This window comes from Pseudofrankia sp. EUN1h (genome assembly GCF_001854645.1).
Taxonomy (GTDB): domain Bacteria; phylum Actinomycetota; class Actinomycetes; order Frankiales; family Frankiaceae; genus Pseudofrankia; species Pseudofrankia saprophytica.
Map to the genome: position 1 here is coordinate 1 of NZ_MBLN01000037.1, position 1,411 is coordinate 1,411.

Genomic DNA, 1,411 nt, shown 5'->3' on the forward strand with positions numbered 1-1,411 from the left:
TGGGCTCGCTGGGTGTCTGCCATGTCCGGTTCGGCAAGGCGATGCGGGGCGGTCCGCCGCGGCGCCGCGCGGTCGCGACGGTGTTCCCGTGGGCGGCCGGGGTGCTCGAGGAGTACCTGACGGTGGTCCGCCCCCAGTTCCCGGGGTCGGCCGGCCCAGCGGTCTGGCTGACCGAGCGCGGGAACCGGATCTCGACCCGGTCGGTGGACGACCGGTTCGCCCGGTGGCGGGCCGCGGCGGGGCTTCCCGCCGATCTGTCCGTGCACTGTCTGAGGCATTCGTACGTTTCGCACCTGATCGAGGATGGGGTCGATCCGTTGTTCGTCCAGCAGCAGGTCGGCCATTCGTGGGCCTCGACGACCGCGACCTACACCACCGTCGGTGCGGACGCGAAGAACCGGATGCTTACCGCGGCGCTCGCGGCGGTCCTGCACGCCGTGGCCGGGACGGAGGACCGGTGAGCGCGCAGGTCGGCTACTACTGGCATCTGCGGAAGCTGATGGCCGAGCGTGGGCTGTTCGCGACGACGGCGCTGGTCCCGCTGCTCGCCGAGCGGGGTGTCCGGCTTTCGCGCGAGCAGGTCTACCGGCTGGTGACCGGCGTCCCGGAGCGGCTGTCGCTGGTGACGCTCGCCGCGCTCTGCGACATCCTCGGCTGCGCGCCCACAGACCTCGTCGAGCCCTACCGGGGCCGGCCCCGGCGCGCCGCCGACCCCGGTGCGTCCGCGGCACTGGCGGACACGGCACCGTCGGACACGACGGCACCGGCCACGACGGCGCCGCGGGCGGTGTCCTCGCCGGTCGTGATGCCGTTGCGGCCCCGGCGCGCCGAGATCACCGCCGTCCCCGGCCCGGGGACCGGGTCATGACCGGCCCCTGGGCGTCTCGGCTCGAGAAGGTGGCGGCCCGCCGGGTGGCGGTGACCGCGGCGGTGGCGGCCGCCGACCCGGCCCTACCGGCCGACGTGATCGCCGCGGCGGTKGGCGCGGTCAGCGGCGCGAGCCTGCGGCACCTGGCCGACGCGCTGGCCACGGACCCGGCCGCGCTGAGCGTCGGCGCGCCACCGGCGGTCGGACGGCTCGTCGAGACGCTGATCGCGGTCGGTGGCGCGCTGCCGGTGCCGACATGCGCGCGCTGCGGCGCGACCGGCCGTCCGCTGACCCGCCAGGGCGACGGGCAGGGGCTGTGCTCGCGCTGCCACAACCGGGCCCGGGCAACCGCCTGCGTGCGCTGCGGGATCGTCAAACCGGTAGCCGGCCGCGACCCGCAGGGCCAGCCGGTCTGCGCGCGCTGCGCGGACCGGGTCCAACGCCGCTGCGGTGTGTGCGGCACGGTGCGCCGGATCGCGCGGCGCGCGCACGACGGCCAGCCCGACATCTGCGTGAACTGCTTCACGCTCCCGGAGGCGGTCT

General features: G+C 76.0%; 2 protein-coding genes and 1 pseudogene. All 3 read left to right on the plus strand.

Annotated features, from left to right (window positions below; genetic code table 11):
• Positions 1-461: tyrosine-type recombinase/integrase (locus tag BCD49_RS08645; RefSeq protein WP_158072937.1), on the plus strand; the 461-nt coding region annotated here is incomplete at its 5' end.
• A 38-nt stretch (positions 462-499) separates the two neighbouring features.
• Complete coding sequence (locus BCD49_RS08650) at positions 500-868, plus strand: helix-turn-helix domain-containing protein (protein WP_063630323.1); 369 nt, start codon at positions 500-502, stop codon at positions 866-868.
• Positions 865-1,411: pseudogene (locus tag BCD49_RS08655) on the plus strand (hypothetical protein); the annotation flags it as partial. The gene BCD49_RS08650 and the pseudogene BCD49_RS08655, both read left to right, overlap by 4 nt.